We start from the raw sequence: 18113 nt of genomic DNA, 5'->3' as shown, positions 1-18113 counted from the left end.
AATGTGTGTGAAGTAAAAAAGCGTTTTTTATGGTAATAAACCAATACCTTCTAAACCAGCAGCCTCATCAAAATTGAACATTAAATTCATATTTTGAATCGCTTGACCTGCTGCACCTTTCACTAAATTGTCTTGCGCAACTAATACGATCAATTTATTTGGTTGAGGTTGATATAAAGCAATACGTAGCTCATTTGCACCGCGCATACTACGTGTTTCAGGCGAACTATTTGCTGGCATTACATCAACAAAACGTTCATTCTCATAGAAACGCTCATACAATGCTTGTAGATCTATATTCTGAGCTTGCTCAGTTAAATCGACATAAATTGTACTCAACATACCACGAATCATCGGTACAAGATGTGGAACAAAAATAAGATGATTAAATTGCCCCTTTTCACCTGAAATATTTTCTAAAGCTTCAACAATTTCTGGATGATGACGATGTCCAGCGACACCATAAGCTTTAAAATTATCAGCATTTTCACTGTAAATCATGCCTAAACTAGCTTTGCGACCTGCGCCCGAAACACCAGACTTTGCATCGATGATAATACTTTGTGAATTGATCAATTTTTCTGAAGCTTTTAGTAAAGGAGCTAAACCCAACTGTACTGTTGTTGGGTAGCAACCAGGATTACCAATCACTTGAGCTGTTCTAATTTTTTCACGATTTAGTTCAGTTAAACCATAAACAGAATCAGCGAGTACACTTGGGCAGCTATGCTGCATACCATACCATTTTTCAAATTCAGTAAGATTCTGTAAACGAAAATCTGCGGCAAGGTCAATCACTTTTGTACCAGCAGTAATCAATTCTTCGGCATGTTGCATCGCTACACCGTGCGGTGTCGCAAAGAATACAACATCACATTGCTTGAGAGCATCCAAATCAAGATCAGAAAATTCAAGATCAGTATGTCCTCGTAGACTTGGGAACATATCTGAAACACGTTTGCCTGCTTCAGTTCGAGATGTTAAAACACGTACTTGGGCTTGTGGATGTCTTAATAAAAGACGCAATAATTCAACGCCTGTATATCCAGTTCCACCAACGATGCCAACAGAAATCACGTGCTCTACCTCAAACTATAAATAGTGGTTGTAGTATGGCAGTTTGACGCCATTTCTACAATCCATAACCCTATAAGTTATATAGCATTTCTAAGTTACAACTTGAGGAATTGATTTAGTATCTAGCTAAAGATAGTAAAAATATAAAATTTCTAAATACAAAAATGTAAATTTAACAACTTATTTTCACTTAACTGGTCGCTATAACATTAAAAACAGTGTAAAAGTTCTGTCAAATTGTTTTATATAAATTCAACTTTACCACTGGTCAAGAAATACTATTGAATCATCTAAGTATTCGCATAGAATAAAAACCATGCGGTAATAATAAATTTCATGGATGCTAAATTTTGGAGAGCTGGAATGCCTTCTTTGAGATCAAAACAAAGATTAAACCAATACATCAGTTTAGGCGTAAGCAGTATTTTATTGCTTAGTCCAGCTTTTTTAGTAGGTTGTGGAAGCGGTGAAAGCGAGGCACGATATGTGCCGCCTACTCCAGAGGTTGTGATTCCCAAACCTAAAAACTTCGATATTAAAGTTCCGATTGAAATGCGTGATGTCGTAGTAAAAGTATATGATAATTTTGATGATTCTTTAGTCATAGAACAAAATGTTAGTACTACTTCAAATCTCAATATTACCTTACCGAAAGTACTTAATACCGATCATTTGTATAGAATTGAAATATCTACTACACCTAACTCACTAATTTATGATTTTCTCAATGGTCAATATAAAAGCTTCTCTTTAACTTTTAATGCTTTAGTAGAAGTTAATACCAGCAATTTAACGCAACCAATCTATATAACCCCAAGCTCTGAAGCAATTTATCAACGTGCTATCATAAGATCAGGTCAACTCCCTACAGACATCATTAACTCCAAACAAGTTAGTGCATTACAGCTACAATTTGCGACTAATGATGTCAATAGTGCCTTACTAAATGGCTTTTCAAATGTTGATTTACCAAACTTATCCCCAAGCACAATACTTACAATATTCAAATCAAATAACCTAACTATTGCTACCATCAATAAATATATTAATACCTATTTAAACTTTGGCTACATTCAACAATGGTCAAGCTCCAACCCTGAAAATGCATTTGTTGAATTTACTAAGAACTTAGCAATCGATTTAAAAGATGGTTATTTAGATGGAAAAAAAATACATGGAGATCCTAGTCCACTTGTTTCATTAATTGGCCCAGCCCCTGAAAATACAGATCCAAATAAAAACACTTTAATTCACATAGCAGAAAATCAAAAAAACATTAGAGATCAATATGCTGGATTATTAAAAAGTGCAGTGCTAAAACTCGCGACAAAGTATGAACAACAAACATCTAATCCAATTGGATATATACAACTTGAACAAAAAATATACTCAGGCACTGATCCGAAAATACAAGCTACAGATGTTTTCAGAGTAGCGGGAGCTGGTGACTATAGAAGAGCCGTAGGCTTTGCTATTAATAGCCCAACATCAAAATGTCTAGATTCTAATTATTTATGCCAATCAGGCGTAACCGGAATTAATACTGTCTTTAATCCAAATTTACCGTCTATTGAGTATCTAATTGGCGGTTATGAAGATAAAATTAACGATTGCAAACTAAATATCAGAGCAAACGGCGTTTTAGAACTACAAAAAGGTACTCAAATCTTCACTTCTAAGCTTGATGGGGATAGTACTGATAATTTAATACTCATCAATAATACAGGTCAAAATTACCTACTCAATAGTAGCTCTACTGACATCGACTTTAGTTTACAAAAGTACAAGTTTATTCAAATAAAACTAAATGGGAATCAAGTATTAAGTGCTAGTGCAGGCCTAGATATTCGCAAGGCACCCGATCAACTACAAACAACCCAACTAGAATGTAGCTTTATTTAATTAGATATACCACCACGCAGGCAATTGAATACTTTTTAATTGCCTGCGATTTTCGATATAACTTTCATCATATTTCGCCACTTCATTCCAAAATGCAGCACTATGATCAAAATGTTTGGTATGTGCTAATTCATGTATACACACTGATCGCACATTATGCATAGGCATTAATACCAATCCTGCATTGAGCATAATGTCATGTTTTGAACTACAACTTCCCCAACGTGTCTTTGGCTGCCTGACTGTGCATTCGCCATATTGCAAACCTGTCTGCTCACTTATTAAGTTTAAATATTCTGGTAAAAACTGTTTCGCATATGCTAATACAGCAGCTTTTAAAGCTATTTCAGGGCTTTCATTTCGAATAAATAAAATATGTTGTTCCCAGTTAAATTTAAAAATATGTTGTTGTTGCTGAACAATTTGGAATGGCTGAGAATGATTAAAAAATAATAATTGTTCAGGAAGAATAATTGTTTGGAGGAATTGATTTTGTTGTTTATTCCATGTCTCTAGCAACCACTGTTCGGATTGATTTAAGAATTGCTGAACCTGCCGCTTTGTACAAAAGATAGGCACTGTTAAACGAATACCTGTAGGTTCAACACGCAAACGCAAATTTCTCGCCCTTGCATGTCGAACTACTTTAATTTCAGGCAATTGTGTTTCAAGTGAAACTGATTGCATTACTGTGCCGTACGTTCTTCGATACCATTATTGGTCGCAACAATCGCAATGCTAGCCGCATTCAAAGCAAAAATTCCATTGGTTACCACACCTGGAATATTGTTAATGGTTTTTTCCAACTCAAGTGCGTTCAAAATATTTAAATTAAAAACATCTAAGATAACATTACCATTATCAGTAACAACACCTTCGCGATAAACAGGATCACCGCCTAAAGCTACGATTTTACGAGCAACCGCAGAACGCGCCATTGGAATTACTTCGATAGGAAGTGGAAAATCACGTCCTAATTGATCCACCCATTTAGAATCATCAACGATACATACAAACTTCTTAGCAATTGAAGCAACGATTTTTTCACGAGTTAATGCAGCACCGCCACCTTTAATCATATGCATATGGCGATCAATTTCATCAGCACCATCGACATAGGCATCTAAACCACCAACTGAGTTCATATCAACCACTTCGATACCTAATTTTTTAAGACGTTCAGCCGTAGCTGTAGAGCTTGCGACTGCTGCCTCTAGTTGTAATTCTGGCAATAAATCAATTAAAAAATTAACAGTACTTCCTGTTCCTACGCCCAAAATGCCGCCTTTAGGCAAATGTTTCAAAGCTGCTTTTGCCGCAGCTTGTTTTTTCTCATCTTGGGTTGCATATAGACTCATGACTTCACTCAACTATTTTGACATTTGCTGCAAGAAAACAGCGCAAATGCACAGGGGTTTGCTACAATGATCGCCTATTTTAAACTGTTATACGGAAGATGAACATGCTGTCTCGTGTGGTACGACAAATTTTACAAGCAACGGTTTATGATGTTGCGATTGAAACACCGCTTGAAGCAGCTCCCCGAATTAGTCAAAAAATTAATAACAACATTCGATTTAAACGTGAAGATTTACAACCTGTCTTCTCTTTTAAACTACGTGGTGCTTATAACCGTATTAGCCAACTTCCTAAAGATCAACTCGATCGAGGTGTAATTTGTGCCTCTGCGGGTAACCATGCACAAGGTGTTGCTTTATCTGGAAAAAGATTAGGCATTCCAGCCATTATCGTCATGCCAAGCACGACCCCTGACATCAAAGTACAAGCGGTTAAAAACTTAGGTGGACAGGTTGTTTTACAGGGCGATAGTTTTGATGTTGCCAATAAATATGCAAAACAACGTGCAGAAGATGAAGGTTTAGTTTTTATCCCGCCTTATGACGATGAACTGGTCATTGCTGGGCAAGGCACAATTGCGAATGAATTATTACGTCAATGGCGTGATGTGGAATATGTTTTTGTTGCTGTTGGCGGCGGTGGTTTGATTGCTGGTGTTGCAGCTTATTTAGGTGAAGTTGCGCCACATGTCAAAGTCATTGGTGTTGAATACGAAGAATCTGCCTGTTTAAAAGCTGCACTCGAAACCAATGAACGTGTGGTTTTACCTCATGTCGGTTTATTTGCTGATGGCACAGCAGTTGCACAAATTGGTGAATTACCATTTGAAATGGTTCGCTTACAGAAGTCCGATCAATCAGGCCCAATCGTCGATCCTAATATTGTTACCGTAAATACAGATGAAATCTGTGCCGCAATCAAAGATACCTATGATGAAAATCGTAGTATTGTCGAGCCTTCTGGTGCGATGGCTTTGGCAGGTATCAAAAAATACGTTACCGAGCACCAACTCACTGGAAAGAACATGGTTTCAATTGTTTGCGGTGCAAACATGAACTTTGATCGTCTCCGTTATATTGCTGAACGTACCGAATTAGGTGAACGTAAAGAAGCGATTTATGCAGTGACGATTCCTGAGCAAAAAGGCGCATTTCTTAATTTCTGCCGCGCCCTACAAGGTCGTAACATTACTGAATTTAACTATCGTGCCAGTGACGACAGCCAAGCTCAGGTTTTCGTTGGAATTAGTTTGAAAGGTGGTGAAGTTGAACGTCACGAAATCTATGAATTACTCAAGCAACAATATGATGTCGATGATTTATCCGATGATGAAGTTGCGAAACTGCATATTCGTTATTTGATTGGTGGTCATGCCAACCTTGAAAATGAACGTTTATTTCGTGTTGAATTTCCTGAGCGTCCAGGTGCTTTATTAATGTTCTTGGAGCGTCTAGGTCCAACGCATAACATCACCCTATTCCATTATCGCAATCATGGTGCAGCCGAAGGTCGTGTACTTGTTGGCTTACAGGCCACTGATGCCAAACAAAATCCAGATGGTTTAGTCGAAACCTTAGAGAAAATTACTTATCCATATGCTGAAATCAGCAACAATATTGGATATAAGCGTTTCCTTAAATAATCCACCTAACGAAATAAAGCTGACATGATGTCGGCTTTATTTTTATAGAAGTAATATTGATTTATTTACAGTCAATTGGGTGCACGGAATTTAATAAAATTTTAAATTAAATACCACATACTTAGCTATGCAGCGCGAAAAAAACAGGTCTGAAATGAAATTAAATAATATTTTAAAAATTGATGAGACAATTAAAGAAAGATTTAAAAGACTTGAATTTTTAAGTGCTTGGGGTAAAGTTAATACTCTTAGCTTTTACGTTGATAGTATTACAATAAATAAGGTGGATCATTACTTAAGTGGAAATGAGTGGGAAAATGTAACTATAGATGCTGCCAATCAATTGAGTGCAGAAGTGTTAAATAAAAATAGAGAAATATTTTCGTTATGGAATCAATACTCTAGTGATGCACGAGAATTTGTTAAAAATGAGTTAATTGGAAGTTTTTCTTTGAATTTTTCGAAGGATATTATTGATTGTATTAGGTGGGATATAATACATTTGGTATTATATTCTCAGTATCGGCTCTCATTGAATATAGATATTATTCCTTTTTATGAGAAAATGTTTCTAATTTATGAAAGTGGACATTTTCCATGTGGTTGGGTGGATGGAAAATATCCTGATGGAAACTTTATAGTGGTGTAGATGTTATGAGTGATCTTTTAATATATCGTGAAAATAATATATTAATCGTAAATGAAATATTAGAATTGCTGAATATAGATTTATCAGACACTAGTGAATTGGAAAGACAAGTTTTAGCTTGTTTTGCATTTGGTGTTTTATATGCAACTGGTAAGGAAAAAGGGTTCGAACCTGCTCAAATTCATGCATTATCTATCGTAAATCTACAAGATTCTTTTAACTATAGCGTTGAGCAGGCGGCTGATTTTTCAGGTTTTTTGGTTGATGTGGCTTCGGATGAGAAATTACATAAATTCATGAATGCTATTATACATTGTGGTATTAATGGTTATTATCAATTGAATAATAGGAATTATATTGCATTGACAGAGAATATAAGAAATATATTAAGTGAGATTAAGAAGGGTTAAGCTTTTTTGTTCTATCTGCTATACGGCGCGTAGATATTTCAACTCAAACAAAATCATTACAATCAGATCGACTGATCCATCTTAAAATGAAATGGTTTAGTCGAGACTTTAGAGAAAATCACATATCCATATGCTGAAATTAGCAACAATATTGGATATAAGCGTTTCCTTAAATAATCCATTTAACGAAATAAAGCTGACATGATGTCGGCTTTATTTTTATATTTGCTCATCCCATATACTGTGTGACTATATCGTGCAAAACATAAATCACTTTTTAAATAGATACAGCCATCTCAAGAACAAATTCATGCTTTACCCTTTCCCCTGTAGAATGATCTACAGCCTTCATCTCCTCAATATAATATAAAATCTCCACCCTTTTCCCAACTTCAAACAATTGCAAATCATTCTCGTCATTAAAGAAAATCCCTTTACTAACGGTTTTCCCATCACAATCAAGCACGACATCCATAGTATCTGGTCCTTCAGACTCATCCATATCAACGATATAAATACGCCGAATTAAACCAGTTATTTTTTTGCGTGGAATCACCTCTAACTCTAGATTATTCAACCACTCAGCCGAGCCATATAAACCATACGTACCATTAAGCCCATGTGTCGGTCTTGACTGATTTAAGGTCAATGCTTGAACAGCCTTAACATGTTTAGGATTCTGCTCAATCTTAACTCTCACGTGATAAACCAATTTCATTGGTTTCATGAAGTCTTGTTCATTCAACAGCATAATACACCTTACTTTAACGACACCTTTCAGCTTTTAACATTATCTCGTTCCACGCTTTGCTGTGGAATATCAAACTGGTTATATGTTTATACCTAGAACATATTTGCTCAATACAATTAAATTCCTAACCAAATTCCTTGTAATTTTTATTTTGTCATAACAATAACAAATGTAGATCTTCCAACTCAAACAAAATCATTACAAACAGATCAATTGATCCATCTTAAAATGAATAAAAAGACATTTTTATCATTTAGTTAAGGATAGTTATGGCACAGTTTGCAGTCATTGGTTTAGGTAGTTTTGGTGCAACTGTCGCATTAGAACTCACTAAACTCAATCATGATGTGATTGGGATTGATACCATCAAACGTAACGTAGAAAGTTTGGCTGATCGCATTACTCATGCCGTTATAGCAGATGCAACAGATGAGCATGTTTTAGAAGAACTCAACATCCAAAATTGTGATGCCGTCGTGGTTGCGATTGGTGAAGATATTGAAGCAAGTATTCTTTGTGTACTTAATCTTAAAAATTTAGGTGTTGAAAAAATATTAGTTAAAGCCAAAACAAAAGCACACCATACAATTTTATCTCACCTAAATATCACCAAAATCATTCATCCCGAAGAGGATATGGGTGTACGTGTTGCTCAAGCACTGAATTATCCAATGGTCAGCCGTTATATGGCTTTGGATGATGATCATTATATTGTCAAAGTTCCTGTACAAGAAAAACTGAATCATGTGAATTTATCAGGCATCTTAAAACAAGAGCCCAATATCAAACTTTTATTACTTAAACGTGATCAACAAATTCTATATGAAACCGATGTGAATTTTACTCTACAGGCTGGCGATGTGCTTATTTTAGAAGGCTCGCTCAGCCATCTCCGAAAGCTCTCAGGATGTTTTGTATAAAATGACTATAAAAATAAATACACAAAAGATCTTTAACCTAAGTCCACCGTCTTTATTAGCAATTGGGTTTCTGAGTTTCATTATCATCGGAACATTATTGCTCAAACTCCCTATCGCCAATAAAGGTAATTTGAGCTGGATGGATGCCTTATTCACAGCAACATCGGCTGTAACCATTACAGGTTTATCTGTAGTGAATTTAAATGAGTCTTTTAATCATCTTGGACAGGTTATTATTCTGTTATTAATCCAAACAGGTGGTTTGGGTTTTATGACTTTCGCTATTTTGGCAGCCTTAAGTCTAGCGCCTAAACTTGGACTTAAACAACAAATGATGGCGCAAGATAGCTTAGGTCAAACGAGCTTGTCCAAAGTTACCTTTGTGGCAAAAGGCGTAGTAATTTATACGCTTTTCTTTGAACTCATCGGCGTCATTATATTAAGTACATCTTTTATACCGATCTATGGCTTTGACCGTGGGCTGTATTATTCGATTTTTTATAGTATCTCTGCATTCAATAATGCAGGTTTTTCGCTATTCAATAACAGCTTAATAAATTTCCAAGGTCATTATTTAATCTGTTTAACCATTAGCATGCTCTACACCTTAGGTGGGATCGGCTTTCTTGTTTTAATTGATATAAAACAAAATAAACGATGGAGCAAACTAACACCGAATAGCAAGCTAATCCTCAGTGCAATCGCGACACTAAATATTGTGGCTTTTATTTTGATTTGGCTTTTAGAAGCCAATAATCCACTTACTTTAGGTTCAATGAATATTGGTGAACAAGCCATGAATGCTTGGTTCCAAGCGACAGTACCTCGTTCATCTGGGTTTAACACCATTGATACAGGCGCAATGGAACACAGTACAACACTGCTCACGATGCTATTGATGTTTATTGGTGGTGGTTCGCTCAGTACCGCGGGTGGTATTAAAGTTGGTACATTTGTCATTTTACTGCTCTGCGTCATTTCCTTTTTACGGCGCAATGAAGAAATCCGCATCTTTAATCACTCTATTTCCCAAGAAACCACCTATAAAGCGCTTGCCGTCGCAGCAATTACAGGCATGCTGATTTTTGTCGGCTGCTTTACGCTTTTTCTTTTGGAGCCTAAACAGGATGTCTTAGATCTGATGTTTGAAGTGGTTTCTGCGGCATGTACGGTTGGTTTATCTCGAGGTGTAACAGGCGAACTACATGATGGTAGCCTATTTGTCCTGAGTCTATTGATGTATACAGGTCGTCTTGGACCATTAACCCTTGCCTACTTGATTGCTACACCAAAGAAAAGTCGTTTAAAACATGCCAATGCCAATATTCAAATTGGATAATCACCTAACGGCTGCTCAACCACAATCACCTGCCGACAAATTCCATCGGCTTGGCGTTGTTGTTCAAACGTACTTTTTGACATCACTTCAAAGTGATCACAGAAACTAATCTCTTGTTCATCAATTGAATAAATCAAAGATTGGTTTCCCACACCCTGTAGGGTGTCATAAAACACGATAACAAAGTGACCATTTTCAAATACCTGCTGAATCTCGGAATAAGTCAAAGCAGCCTGAATCGGAATCTGAAGACCTTGGGCATCCAAATAACTTTGCTTTTCTTTCTCATCAATATTCGGATCAGGGTCAGTATACAATGACACTTCAAAGCCTAATTTTTTCAGTGCCACAGCCAAAGCAATTGTAAAAGTTCCCTCCTGATGATCATGTCGACACAATCGAATTAGATCAGCAATATCAATACTTGTTTGATATTGCTTTAAAATCAACCAAACGGCGAAAACTCCACAATTTGCTTCAAGCTGTAATAATGGTTCTGGAATATTTAAACTCATTTAATACCAATTCATCAAAGACACGCCTAAACCAGCGTAAGTTGCACGATGGTTATAATCAATCAGGCTCTCACCATAACCATCAAACAACTGCAAATGTCCGCGCAATTTGCCTTTAATCGGGAAAGCCCAATCAAATTGAACAGCACCATGCGAACGATCACCACCTTTTAATGAATGACGCAGCATGAGAGAAAATTCATTTGCATTATGACGATAAAATGCAGTTAAATCGCCACGTCCCATATAATCTTTAATATCAGGATTATTATCGTCTTTGGCATCTTCTTCTACTCGATACCACGGACGTAACATCAATGCAAAATTATCTTTTTCAAAGCCTAGATTGAAAATAACGCGGTTCCAACTACGTGATAAAGGATCAGAACGACCATTAGATTGATGATTTAAAGTTACACCAAGTAAACGCGCATTTAGACCGAGAATTTCATAGTTGGTTCTAAACATCAAACTTGCTTCAGGCTCATAATTCGTTTCACGAAATGGTCGTGATTCTTCTGAGTTATATACTTGCCAGCGGGAAGATTGCGTATACCCCAACCACAAATCCCCATTATTACCCAAAATATTCTCTAAGGCTTTCGTTTTTAAAGAGATTTGAAACTTTGCCTCACTAGAGGTTAATTCCTGTTTCTTATTGACGGTATTTTGTGGGTTTGGGCTGCTTGGAAACTCGTTTTTATCACTAGTCCAAAAAGCAGGTAGTAAATAAACAGGTTGATAGGCACGAATATTCCATAAACCAAGCTTACTTTCTTCAGAAAGTTCCCAACGGCGATCTAATAATGAAATATTTGGATCAAATTTAGGCGCAGCACCTAAGATGTGCAAATCACTTACTTTTTGAACAACCTTATCACGCAAAGTCGTAGGTTCAGCTTTTTCATTTCTGTTTTCTACCGGTGGGGCAGCTACCGCAATGATTGGTTCGGCTGCTTGAACTTGTGGTGGGATGACTGTTGGTGCTTTAAAAAGACTGTCATAACAAGCCAAACGATCCGCATTTGAAGCCAATGCAACACAAGCCTCTACAGTTGCAGGTGCTGCAGGTATAGTTGTCTGCGCATTGACCATAGAACTAGCCAAAGCGCTCAGTGTCATCACGACACCAAGCTCCAAATGACTCCGCTCAAAAGATTTGAACGCCATAGATATCTCCAACTTTTTATTTTAATTAACTTGCTGAATATTAAATCCAAGTGCTTGCAGCTCATCACGTTTAGCAAATGGCGCAACGACTGCTTTTACTGGTTTTTGTTCCAGTAAATATTGTTTTGCAACACGCTGCAAATCGTCCAAACTCACACTTAATAAGCGCTCACGTAAAACTCTACGGAATTTTGGCGTACGTGCGTGCAATAATGCATAACAAGCAGTAATTGCTTCGCCAGCAGGTGAACCAGGTTTGTCCATACCTGCGACCAATCCAAGAATTGCCTCTTCAAGTTGATATGGTTGCTGTTCAACGTTAAATAACCATTGCACACTTGCTTCAAAATCATTAAATGTTTCAACTAAGCGTGGATCGCGATAACTATAAAAACGGAATGAACAAGCATTACCATCGTAGCTTGCCCCACCACCATAAGCACCACCCTTTTCACGGATCGCGCTATGTAAGAAACCATTACGTAAATACGCAGCCAATACCATCAATGGTGCTGCATCTGCATGTGCAACATCGACAGCTTGATAAGCAGAGCAGCAGAATTGAACATTCGTCTGAATGAGCCAAGCTTCATCATTTTCTGTATTGATTTGCTCAACTTGGGTTAAGCTTACAGGTGATTTATCGACAGCCAATTTATCCCAAACGTTTTGAATCTCTTCAACTAAACGATCCGATTGATGCTCTTCACAGACCAACAAGAATTGTTTAGGTGCTTGTAATAACTTGCGATGAATCGCCTGTAGTTCCTTAATCAAGGCTTGATAAGCCTCATCATCTTGGTCAATCTTATTGACAAGATCACTCAACCAGTTCAATGCACCTAAACCTGTATTGTGATAATCACGGCGAGCTAAAGCACTCATCTGACGTGACGCAGCCTGCATCGCATAGCTATGTCCAGAACCAGACAAACGTGACTGCCAACGGGTTTTACGTTGCTGCAATAATTCGATGATACGGTCTTTTTCATCAAAACGGAGCTGTTCAAATGCAAGTTTCAACAATTGGATTGAATCTAACTTTTGAGTCAATGATTTTGTCGTCAGTGTTAACCAAGCACTAATTCGATCTTTATCATCCACTTTACTACGTAAAGATGCTCCCATTCCCAAACCGCCACTTACAGCCGTTTGGATTTGTTGGAATTCTAAATAATCATGCTCACCTGCGCCAACCTCACCCATCAAGATAGAAAGTAAGTTGAAATAAGGCGACTGTACGATTTCGTCTGGAATCTGAATCAAAACTTGTTGATAGTAAATGCCATTCGTGCCTGCATGATATAAATTTAATGGCGTATCTAAACCATTACTAATAATCTCACGCAGTTGGCCTTGAACAATATGCAAATCCGCAGGTACATCTTCCAAACCAACTTTAGGAAGTAACTCAAGATCATCAGCTGTATCTTGACGTTGTTTCAGCGCTTCCGTTTTTTCCTGAATTTCGACTTTCTGAGCATCGGTTAAATTCACCGTAATCTCAGCCAATCGTGCTTGCTCAGCTTGCTGCTCTTTGACTGATTTAGTTGCATCAGGCACTAAAGTCATTTGCACACGATGTGGATTATCCAACAAATGAATTTGAATCAAGTTAGACAACCACATTGGGTCTTTCAGTTCTTCTTTAACTTGCTCAATCGCAGCATCCACATCCCAGACATGGATTGGATCATTATGGTGAATTGCACTGCCTAAACCATTTAAAATAAGGCTTAAACCATATGGCGTACCATCACCATTGATTTCACGTTGATGCAATTCAATTTGATGCAAAATCGCATCAACCAGATCAGTATCAATCGGTTTTGATGCTGCTTCTTTCAAAATATCTAAAACACCATTTTTAAATGTTTCAGCATGTTCTTCATTCGAGCCTTGTACGCCACAATAGAACGTCATTTCAAAGTTACTATCATCAACGCCCATCAATGGGCCAGTTGATTGTGCATAACCACAGGTCTCTAAATAATGACGCAATGGTGAAGCCGAATTTTCTAATAGAATTCCTTCAACCAAACGCATACCTAAACGTAATTTAATGTCACTGGTTTCAGGGAGTAGCCATGACATCACATGATAGGTTTTATCTTTAAGCTCTTCACTATCTACGGCATAGCTTTCAGTCACTTCTATTGGTGCTAATAAACGTTTTTCAGGTTTTGAATACAGCGTTGTACCCTGAGAAAACTTATGCAAAGCGAGCTTTTCAAACTGCTCTTGTAGGTCATAGGCAGTTTGATTACCAAAGGTCATAAAGACTGCATTACTTGGGTGATAATGTGTTTTATAAAAATCGACCAGTTGTTCATATGTTAAATCAGGAATATCTTTTGGATCACCACCCGAATTATAATGATAAGTCGTTTCAGGAAATAAATGATGCGCCAACTGATGATAAAGTTGATCTGTCGGTGAACTCATCGCTCCTTTCATTTCATTGAAAACGACACCTTTATAAACGGCTTGATCATTCTCTAATTCAATGCGGATGCCTTCTTGAGCAAAATCTAAAGGGTTCAAATTTGCAGCGAATGCAGCATCTAAATACACTGACAATAAATTCTGAAAATCTTTTTTATTCTGTGTCGCAAATGGATAAGCTGTCCAATCTGCTGCTGTGAACGCATTCATAAAGGTATTTAATGAACGACGAATCATTAAAAAGAATGGGTCGCGTACAGGAAATTTTTCAGAACCACATAAAGCTGTATGCTCTAAAATATGCGCAGCGCCTTTTGAGTCCATTGGTTGCGTTCTAAAAGCCACTAAAAACACATTTTCATCATGGTTCGTAGCTAAATGATAGTGAACTGCACCAGTTACTTTATGCTTATATTCTGAAACTTGAATATCGAGTGCTTCTACATGGTGTTGACGTAATAGCTGAAACGCGGGATGAATAGTTTGAGTAATGCTTTCAGTAACATCTACAGTCATGTGATCTCCAATTTATCTATTTAAATAACACTAATTTAATATAGAGAGTCTACCGAAGAATACACATGGATATCCATGTAAATTGGTATGTTTTTGTAGAAAAATGCGCCAACCAAAATTCAACGCATTTTTTCTCTGTGATTTCATCGAATATAAAAATATTTACGTTGGATTATAAGCGAGTGTTCTGATGTTTCGACCAATATACACACCCGAGGATAACCACCAACAATACTATAGAAGCTGTAAAACGGCTCAAGTCCAGCCCTCCAGAACTGAGTGGCTTATCCAAAAAATCTCCAACTACAGCGCCCAATGGACGAGTCAATACAAAAGCAGCCCAGAATAATAAGGTTTTTGATACTCGTGTTAAAAAGTGCAGAGCAACAAGCAATAAAATCAATCCAGAAAATAAAGCAATTCCACCTGTATAACCCAAACCAGCAGTATCAGCAGACCAATCACCCAAAGCTGTTCCGAGTGTTTGTGAAAAAGTGATTGTGATCCAGTAAAACCACTCGGTACGAACATTATTGATTGTATCTGGCGAAATATTACCTTCTGATGTGTGCCATACCCATAAAGACAACAAGACCAACAACAATAATAATGAACTACCGCCGATATAACCAATCCCCAAAGACCGATCCATAAAGTCAGCCAACGTCGTTCCAACTGTTGTACTCGCAATGATCGTGAACCAGTATAGAAATGGTTGGTACGTTTTTGCACGAATCTGGCAGATAACCAACGCAATAAAAATGAAAGCAAAAATAAAAGTGCTAATCAAATAACCTAGATTAAGTGACATGGAAACAGCATCTCCAGCCGTTTCTCCAAAAGTTGTGGCAAAAATTTTAGTCAACCAGAATAAAGCTGTGACTTGTGGAACTTTTGACAAAAGTTCATGTGAACTGGAAGTTGTCGCCTGAAGTATTGCCATAGAATTTCGGCTCTTTGTTCATTAAATATGTTTATTCTTGATTGGTCCGCTTAAATAAAAATTAAAACAGATGAACGCAACAATTAACTATTTAGAGCTACGCTAATTTTTTCAACAAACTACTGTAATCCTGAGCATTAGTGTAAACTTTGCTTTTTGATTTTTAATGTGATGACAAACATGGCAACTGTTGATCTTTTTGCAATTGGTAATGCGCTGATTGACCAAGAATTTAAAGTCTCAAATGAGTTCTTAACACAACAATCGTTGCAAAAAGGCACAATGCAGTTGACCGATGGCGACACTCAAGCGGCTTTATATCAACAATTACAAGATACGCAAAGCTATAAAGGTCAAGCAAGTGGCGGTTCTGCTGCAAATACAACGGTTGCCTTTGGTGCTTTAGGTGGTACAGCTTTTTATGGATGCCGTGTGGGTAATGATGACCTCGGTACAATCTATTTAAATGGCTTAAATGCGGCAGGCATTCAAACAACAACGCAATCTATCAGTGAAGGCGTAACAGGTACATGTATGGTTCTGATCAGTCCTGATTCAGAACGTACCATGCACACATATTTAGGCATTACCGCTGAATTAACTGCTGAACAAATCGACTTTGAACCCTTAAAAACCGCAAAATGGCTCTACATCGAAGGTTATTTATCGACAAGTGATACTGCTCGTGTCGCGGTAAAACAAGCACGTGAACTTGCCAAAGCACATGGCGTTAAAGTCGCACTCTCACTGTCTGATCCTGCAATGGTGCAATATGCACGTCAAGGCCTAGAAGAACTCTTAGATGACGGCGTTGACTTGTTATTCTGTAACGAACAAGAAGCGCTAATGTTCAGTAATACTGAAACACTTGATGCAGCTATTGAAGTTTTAAAATCAAAGAATCAACATATTGTCATCACTCAAGGCGCAAATGGCGCAATCATCATTGATCCTAAACAACAATTCCACGTTGCTGGTCGCGAAGTTCATGCCGTTGATACTAACGGTGCTGGCGATGCTTTTGCTGGTGCATTCTTATATGCCATTAACGCTGGTTTAACTTTAGAAGCTGCGGCTCAACTGGCTATTTTAATTTCTAGCGAAGTTGTTGCGCAATTTGGTCCACGCTTAGCCGTTGAAAACTATGCCAAATTATTTGAACAATTTAAAAATTCTCAACAGGAATATGCTTAAAATGGAAAAAATTTGCATGACTGAGGAAGTTCCAGATCGTGAGTCTCGTGCATATGACACCATGAAAGGAACAACAATCTTTATTACTCAGAAAGATGGTAGCTTTTACGCTTATCAAAATGTTTGCCCACATTTGCAAACTGAACTTGAGTATTTAGAAAATCAATTTTTAGATCAGGATCGTGAGTATATCCAATGCTCAACTCATGGAGCATTATTCTCAGTAGAAACTGGTGAATGTATTTCAGGACCATGTCTAGGTGAATTCCTTGAAAAAGTAAATTTGGAAGTACACTCTGATGGTGGTATTTATATTGACTAATACCTAAATCATGAATTCTGCGATGACTGAGTTTTTTTTAAATTACTACCTTATGCCATTTCACATGAGCGTAGTGGCTTTGATTTTGCTCAGCATTGCAGAAACAATTGGTATTTTTATTGGGTTACGTCCAAGTCATCTCGTAAAGAAAATGACACCAGAGTGGTTATTAAATTCACCGCTATTAGATGTAAAATTTTCCAAATACTTAATATTTGTATTTTTACTCATCAATTTTAGTTTTGCAGGTTATTTTCTAGAGCTTTCATTTTTTGCTTTACAACACTACTTTATCTCGCCTTACTATCTTTTTGTTCCTGCTTTGATTATCGACATCTTTTTTACAGTGTTTATGATTAATTGTCTTGACCAAGTGATTAAGCCTAAAGTCACACATACTCACATTAACTTAGTGGGTCGTTTAGCAACAATCTCAACGGGAAATGCACGTCCAGGCTTCTCTGCACAAGCACGTGTTCGCAATGAATTTGGTCAACTGTATTATGTACAAGTAGAGCCAGAATATGGTGAATTAGAGTTACAATCTCAAGTGTTGTTGATCAGTCAGAAATCCAATTCATACTATATTGCTAAAAAAATCTCTATTTCAAATAAACTATTTACCGCAGACTGAACCCAACATCCGTTGAAATCTAATTGAAGCGATTAGAATTTTTTTCATTCATCATTAAAATTACAATTTGTTACATAAAGAAAAAGTAAAAAACGTGTAATCACCTCTTCCATTTCTATCAACTTATTGATCTAAATTTCAGACTAAAATGAAGGATGATATTTCACATATTTTTTAAACCAAACTCTACCAATACACTAGGTTTTGCGCAGAATCCATTATAAGAATTACTTAATTGTATAATCAGTTCTTTAAATAATTGTAAATATTATATTTTTTTATATTCATACTATTTTAGTTGGTTTAAATTTTTTTTAACTAAGTA

Annotated in this window: 17 protein-coding genes and 1 pseudogene; 10 read left to right on the top strand and 8 right to left on the bottom strand. The window is 37.0% G+C overall.

The window, feature by feature from the left end; genetic code table 11:
* Positions 1–27: 27 nt before the first annotated feature.
* On the bottom strand, positions 28–1077 hold the full coding sequence (gene argC / locus ACN19N_RS07790) for an N-acetyl-gamma-glutamyl-phosphate reductase (protein WP_420002331.1): 1050 nt from the start codon (positions 1075–1077) through the stop codon (positions 28–30).
* A 363-nt stretch (positions 1078–1440) separates the two neighbouring features.
* On the opposite strand from argC, the gene ACN19N_RS07785 reads away from it, so the two are divergent.
* Positions 1441–2979: a hypothetical protein gene (locus ACN19N_RS07785; RefSeq protein ID WP_269239586.1), complete on the top strand. Its 1539-nt coding sequence runs from the start codon at positions 1441–1443 to the stop codon at positions 2977–2979.
* On the opposite strand, the gene ACN19N_RS07780 is transcribed toward ACN19N_RS07785, so the two are convergent.
* Together ACN19N_RS07780 and rpiA are read right to left on the bottom strand one after the other, a co-directional pair.
* Positions 2980–3666: a M48 family metallopeptidase gene (locus ACN19N_RS07780; protein ID WP_420002330.1), complete on the bottom strand. Its 687-nt coding sequence runs from the start codon at positions 3664–3666 to the stop codon at positions 2980–2982. It abuts the gene before it with no gap.
* Positions 3666–4337, bottom strand: a complete 672-nt coding sequence (rpiA, locus tag ACN19N_RS07775; RefSeq protein ID WP_269228064.1) for a ribose-5-phosphate isomerase RpiA — start codon at positions 4335–4337, stop codon at positions 3666–3668. The genes ACN19N_RS07780 and rpiA overlap by 1 nt, the downstream gene beginning before the upstream one ends.
* Positions 4338–4435: 98 nt before the next feature.
* Between rpiA and ilvA the strand changes: the two genes are divergently transcribed.
* The 4 genes and pseudogenes from ilvA to ACN19N_RS07755 all read left to right on the top strand — a co-directional run.
* Positions 4436–5980: a threonine ammonia-lyase, biosynthetic gene (gene ilvA / locus ACN19N_RS07770; protein ID WP_420002329.1), complete on the top strand. Its 1545-nt coding sequence runs from the start codon at positions 4436–4438 to the stop codon at positions 5978–5980.
* Positions 5981–6134: 154 nt separating this feature from the next.
* The gene (locus ACN19N_RS07765; RefSeq protein ID WP_269239582.1) at positions 6135–6629 is read left to right on the top strand and encodes a hypothetical protein; all 495 of its coding nucleotides are present in this window, start codon (positions 6135–6137) and stop codon (positions 6627–6629) included.
* A gap of 5 nt (positions 6630–6634) precedes the next feature.
* Positions 6635–7039, top strand: coding sequence for an Imm48 family immunity protein (gene imm48 / locus ACN19N_RS07760; protein ID WP_269239581.1), 405 nt, complete (start codon positions 6635–6637; stop codon positions 7037–7039).
* A 90-nt stretch (positions 7040–7129) separates the two neighbouring features.
* Positions 7130–7216: pseudogene (locus ACN19N_RS07755) on the top strand (hypothetical protein); the annotation flags it as partial.
* A gap of 100 nt (positions 7217–7316) precedes the next feature.
* Here ACN19N_RS07755 and ACN19N_RS07750 read toward each other — a convergent pair.
* The gene (locus ACN19N_RS07750) at positions 7317–7790 is read right to left on the bottom strand and encodes a hypothetical protein (RefSeq protein ID WP_269239580.1); all 474 of its coding nucleotides are present in this window, start codon (positions 7788–7790) and stop codon (positions 7317–7319) included.
* Between the two features lie 269 nt (positions 7791–8059).
* Here ACN19N_RS07750 and ACN19N_RS07745 point away from each other — a divergent pair, with 269 nt between their 5' ends.
* Positions 8060–8710: a potassium channel family protein gene (locus tag ACN19N_RS07745; protein ID WP_269239579.1), complete on the top strand. Its 651-nt coding sequence runs from the start codon at positions 8060–8062 to the stop codon at positions 8708–8710.
* Between the two features lies 1 nt (position 8711).
* Positions 8712–10049 (top strand): TrkH family potassium uptake protein, encoded by a 1338-nt coding sequence (locus ACN19N_RS07740; protein WP_420002328.1) that lies wholly within the window; start codon positions 8712–8714, stop codon positions 10047–10049.
* Here ACN19N_RS07740 and ACN19N_RS07735 read toward each other — a convergent pair.
* The 4 genes from ACN19N_RS07735 to ACN19N_RS07720 form a co-directional block, all read right to left on the bottom strand.
* On the bottom strand, positions 10037–10564 hold the full coding sequence (locus tag ACN19N_RS07735) for a cysteine peptidase family C39 domain-containing protein (protein ID WP_269228068.1): 528 nt from the start codon (positions 10562–10564) through the stop codon (positions 10037–10039). The genes ACN19N_RS07740 and ACN19N_RS07735 overlap by 13 nt on opposite strands.
* Entirely contained in the window at positions 10565–11734 is a 1170-nt protein-coding gene (locus tag ACN19N_RS07730) for a phospholipase A (protein ID WP_420002327.1), read from the bottom strand.
* 21 nt (positions 11735–11755) lie between these two features.
* A complete protein-coding gene (locus ACN19N_RS07725; protein ID WP_420002326.1) occupies positions 11756–14695 on the bottom strand; it encodes an insulinase family protein in 2940 nt (979 codons plus the stop codon).
* 172 nt (positions 14696–14867) lie between these two features.
* Complete coding sequence (locus ACN19N_RS07720) at positions 14868–15638, bottom strand: hypothetical protein (protein ID WP_269228071.1); 771 nt, start codon at positions 15636–15638, stop codon at positions 14868–14870.
* Positions 15639–15818: 180 nt separating this feature from the next.
* Here ACN19N_RS07720 and ACN19N_RS07715 point away from each other — a divergent pair, with 180 nt between their 5' ends.
* The 3 genes from ACN19N_RS07715 to ACN19N_RS07705 are packed head-to-tail and all read left to right on the top strand — an operon-like array spanning position 15819 to position 17788.
* Positions 15819–16832, top strand: a complete 1014-nt coding sequence (locus tag ACN19N_RS07715) for an adenosine kinase (protein ID WP_269228072.1) — start codon at positions 15819–15821, stop codon at positions 16830–16832.
* A gap of 16 nt (positions 16833–16848) precedes the next feature.
* A complete protein-coding gene (locus tag ACN19N_RS07710; protein ID WP_087545480.1) occupies positions 16849–17154 on the top strand; it encodes a Rieske (2Fe-2S) protein in 306 nt (101 codons plus the stop codon).
* Between the two features lie 22 nt (positions 17155–17176).
* Positions 17177–17788 carry an OB-fold-containig protein gene (locus tag ACN19N_RS07705; RefSeq protein ID WP_171062101.1) on the top strand — a complete coding sequence of 204 codons (612 nt, stop codon included), beginning with the start codon at positions 17177–17179 and terminating at the stop codon, positions 17786–17788.
* Positions 17789–18113 lie beyond the last annotated feature (325 nt).

Source organism: Acinetobacter sp. LF10, from assembly GCF_048585715.1.
Taxonomy (GTDB): domain Bacteria; phylum Pseudomonadota; class Gammaproteobacteria; order Pseudomonadales; family Moraxellaceae; genus Acinetobacter.
The sequence above is the reverse complement of the archived record's forward strand: the minus strand, read 5'-3'. Positions and strand labels throughout refer to the sequence as shown.